Raw genomic sequence first — 3,781 nt, forward strand, 5'->3', positions numbered from 1 at the left:
TCCTGCCACCCGAAAACTTGCCGATCCTCGAATGGCTCGGTATCAAAACGTCAAAATCACTGTGATGAACCACTAGGACCGCTGCAGCATCACGCTCAATTCGAGGTCGCGGAAGATCGTATAGTTGCGCCGGATCCACTGATGCAACTCGGTGGACGAGTCCTTCTCGTGCCGGAGATAGCCGGTGAAGGAGAAGTTCAGCCGGTCGATATAGGTCTTCAGGAACACCGGCAGCGCGCTGAGGCGGAGCACCCGGCCTTGGCCCATGGCCGCGGGCAGTTCGCCGCGCACCACGAATTCGTTGTCGATGGTCATCAGCGCCCGCGGCGGAACCTGCCGGCGCAGCATCTCATAGCTGTGCGCGGAGACGCGGTCGATATCGGCAACGAACAGGATGATTGGCGCGACGTGGCGGCGCAGCGCTTCCTTCATGAAGCCGATTTCGTCGATCATCTTGAAGAATTCGTCGAAGGCGTGGAAGCCGAGGTCGATCACCTTCGCCACGCCGTCATTGACGATCAGCCGGTCCATCAACTGCATCTTGCCGTAGGTGTCGATGACATCTGCCGTCTCGGTGGTTTTGGGCAGGTAGTCGAGCAGCGACGGCTCCTTCAGGTTGATGTCGAAGGAAATCACATCGCCGTTCTTCAGCAGCAGAAATTCGCTCAGCAGCCGCGCGGCCAGGGTCTTGCCGACCTGGGGGCGGGGCGAGCAAATGATGTAGATGGGCGTAGCTGACATCGCCTGCTATATCAGGCGATTTTCGTGCCTAATCCAGCCCCGCATCCCCCGGGGGCGCGACTATTTTTCGCTGCCGCGCGTCACCGACTTGGCGCCGACCAGGTCGGTCAGCTTGATGCGGTCGAACTCGCTCCAGACGTTGGCGAGCCAGTGCCGGACATAGCCGCGGAGCACGAAAGAATAGTTCGCCGCCTCGTCGTGCGGGCCCTTGTTGGCGACGAATTTGAGGAACGGGACGGAAGCGACCTCGACCTGCTCATAGGCCATCTCGTTCAGCTTCGGGATGGTCAGGTCGGTGGCATCCTTGATGCGATGGAAATAGGAATTGTAGGTCGACTGGTCCCACTGGAAGAACTGCGTGTCGTTGATGAAGTTCTTCACCAGGAAGTATTTCGCGCCGCTCATGAAATTGGCGGTCTCCGCGATCTCGTCCAGCGAGGCGATCGAGGGACCGAGGATATGGAACACCGCGAAGGTAATCTGGCCGGACCGGGCCGCATCCAGGAAGCCGATGTCGCGGAGCGAGGCGAGCGCAGGCGACAACAGGCCGGCGCGGACGTCGATCACGGTAACCATGGAGCCGGCGTTCAGGGTGTCGAAGATCTTCATCTGGTCCGCGGTCGTCGTCATATCGACGATCTCGGTGATCTCAGGATGGAAGCGCTTCAGCGTTCCCCGCGGCGATTCGGTGTCGAAGGCCCGCGTCCCGACGTTGTTCGCGTTGAAATAGTCCAGAAGCGTCCGCGACACGGTCGTCTTGCCGACCCCGCCCTTGTCCGCGCCCACTACAATCACGACTGGCTTTGCCATGGAAATCCCTTACGACCGCGCCCCCGACCGCGAGGGCGCGATCGGAAAGTCCCCATTCCTGCTTTGGGCGCGAACATGGCAGAAACAAGGGAGAATTCAATTCCTTGAATGCCAAGCAGCGCGTTTAGTAGGGATTTTCTTAATGAGTTGAAGGGCGTGAGGCCACAATCAAAAATGTCGGCCCCAGGGACCCTGAATCGGACCCTGAAGCGGCGGTTGCTGCGACGGGCCGGCCGACTCGGCTGCGTCGCCCCAAGGGCCGGGCAATGGACCGCGTGAAGGGCCGCGCGGAGCGGGAGGCGGAAGTTCGCATTGTGCCGACGGTTCCTGTGCACCTTCTTCGGGACTAGCCGCGACATCGTCCGGCAGGGCGATCGGTCCAGGATCATGGCCGCCGCCGAACTTCACCAATGCATCCACCCTCGATTGCACCGACGGATGGGTCGCAAACAGGTCGGCGAAGCCCTCCCGCGGATTGTCCACACATAGTTCCATCACCGCCGAAGTGGCGCCCGGCAGTTCGCCGCGATTTTCGATCTTGCGCAGGGACGAGATCATCGCATCGGGATTCTTGGTCAACTCGACCGACCCGGCATCGGCCAGATACTCGCGCGATCGCGACAGGGCCAGCTTGACGACCTGCGACAACAGCCACGCCGCCACGATCAGGACGATGGCGATGATGATCACGATGATGGCGCCGCCACCGGAGCCCTTGCGATCGGACGAAGACGAGGAGGAGGACGACGACGAGGAGGACGACCAGCCGCCGCCGGTTGAATTCCAGGACAGGTTGGTGAACATCCGGAAGAATAGTTCGCCGAAGAAGCCGACCGCGCCGGCGATGATGACCGCGATCACCATCAACTGCACGTCGCCGTTGCGGATATGGGTGAGCTCGTGACCGAGCACGGCCTCGATCTCCTGGTCGTTCAGCGCCCGCAACAGGCCCGTGGTGACCGTGACGGCATATTGGCGCTGGTTCAGCCCGCTCGCGAAGGCGTTCAGCGCCGGGCTGTCCATGATCTTCAGCTTCGGCATCGGGATGCCGCGTGAGATGCAGAGGTTTTCCAGGAGATTATAGAGCCGCGGCTCTTGCTGCCGCGTCACGCTTTCGCCGCCGGTGACGGCGTCGATCATGTTCTGGTGGAAGAAATAGGCGATCACGATCCAGAGCGCCGCGCCGATCGTCGCATAAGGGGAAGCCGAGATCAGGTCATGCAGCGCCCGCATCAGGTAATCGTCGACCGAGCGGCCGCTGTCGATCATGACCTCCGCAACCAGCGCACCGGCATAGACCAGCACGTAGATCAGGACGAACAGCCCTCCGAGCAGGAGCATCGAACGGAACCTGTTCGACGCGATATGGGTGTAGAGACCGTAGGCGGCCATGCTGGACGTCCGCTAACCACTGTCATTCCGGGATGCGCCGTAAGGCGCAGGCCCGGAATCCATTTCACCGCATCGCCTGCGGCACGATGGATTCTCTGATGTGCAATTGCACATCATAGCTCGCGCATCGCGCGCCCCGGAATGACGGAGAAGATGCAGCGTCACCTCGCTCAGAACTTCACGCTCGGCGCGGTCTCGACTTGGCTGCGGCTGGCGCCGAGGTCGAAGAAGTCCTTGCGGGTGAAGCCGAACATGCCGGCGAACAAAGCGGCCGGCATCTGCTGGATGCCGGTGTTGTATTCTTGGACCGCATTGTTGAAGAAGCGGCGGCTGGCGGCGATCTTGTTCTCGAGATCGGAGAGTTCGCTTGCGAGCTGCTGGAAATTGGCGTTGGCCTTCAGGTCCGGATAGGCTTCCGACAGCGCGATCAACCGGCCGAGGGCGCCGCTTAGCTGGTTCTCGGCGGCGGAGACCTGCGCCGGTCCCTGCGCTGATATCGCGGAGTTGCGTGCCTTGATCACGTCGTCGAGCGTGCCGCGCTCATGGGCGGCGTAGCCCTTCACGGTCTCGACCAGGTTTGGGACCAGATCGTGGCGCTGCTTGAGCTGGACGTCGATGTCGGCAAAGGCCTGGTTGACGCGCTGGCTCAGCGCCACCAGCCGGTTGTAGGCGGCAAACGCAAACAGCACGAGGACGACGATGACGCCGAGAACGATCCAGCCGGTCGACATGGAAAAACTCCTGATGGGATTGCGCGCGAAGCCTAGGGTCTGTTGGGATTCAGGATTCTCATTCGTGCTTGGCTGTGATTCAAGCTTTGGATGGAACGATTCGTTTT

At 61.3% G+C, this 3,781-nt stretch carries 4 protein-coding genes; all 4 read right to left on the reverse strand.

Annotated elements, in window-relative coordinates:
* Positions 1-72: 72 nt before the first annotated feature.
* The 4 genes from AAFX91_RS39750 to AAFX91_RS39765 all read right to left on the reverse strand — a co-directional run bounded on the left by AAFX91_RS39750 (position 73) and on the right by AAFX91_RS39765 (position 3,674).
* A complete protein-coding gene (locus AAFX91_RS39750) occupies positions 73-741 on the reverse strand; it encodes a hypothetical protein (protein WP_394570131.1) in 669 nt (222 codons plus the stop codon).
* 60 nt (positions 742-801) lie between these two features.
* A complete protein-coding gene (locus AAFX91_RS39755) occupies positions 802-1,551 on the reverse strand; it encodes a hypothetical protein (RefSeq protein WP_130583705.1) in 750 nt (249 codons plus the stop codon).
* Between the two features lie 168 nt (positions 1,552-1,719).
* On the reverse strand, positions 1,720-2,943 hold the full coding sequence (locus tag AAFX91_RS39760; RefSeq protein ID WP_394570132.1) for a M48 family metalloprotease: 1,224 nt from the start codon (positions 2,941-2,943) through the stop codon (positions 1,720-1,722).
* 170 nt (positions 2,944-3,113) lie between these two features.
* Positions 3,114-3,674: a LemA family protein gene (locus tag AAFX91_RS39765; RefSeq protein WP_394570133.1), complete on the reverse strand. Its 561-nt coding sequence runs from the start codon at positions 3,672-3,674 to the stop codon at positions 3,114-3,116.
* Positions 3,675-3,781 lie beyond the last annotated feature (107 nt).

Source organism: Bradyrhizobium sp. 31Argb, assembly GCF_043638955.1.
Taxonomy (GTDB): Bacteria; Pseudomonadota; Alphaproteobacteria; order Rhizobiales; family Xanthobacteraceae; genus Bradyrhizobium.

What these genes read in the sequence shown, in the direction of transcription:
- AAFX91_RS39750 (WP_394570131.1), bottom strand. Translation starts at nt 741, where the DNA reads ATGTCAGCTACGCCCATCTACATCATTTGCTCGCCCCGCCCCCAGGTC.
- AAFX91_RS39755 (WP_130583705.1), bottom strand. Translation starts at nt 1,551, where the DNA reads ATGGCAAAGCCAGTCGTGATTGTAGTGGGCGCGGACAAGGGCGGGGTC.
- AAFX91_RS39765 (WP_394570133.1), bottom strand. Translation starts at nt 3,674, where the DNA reads ATGTCGACCGGCTGGATCGTTCTCGGCGTCATCGTCGTCCTCGTGCTG.
- AAFX91_RS39760 (WP_394570132.1), bottom strand. Translation starts at nt 2,943, where the DNA reads ATGGCCGCCTACGGTCTCTACACCCATATCGCGTCGAACAGGTTCCGT.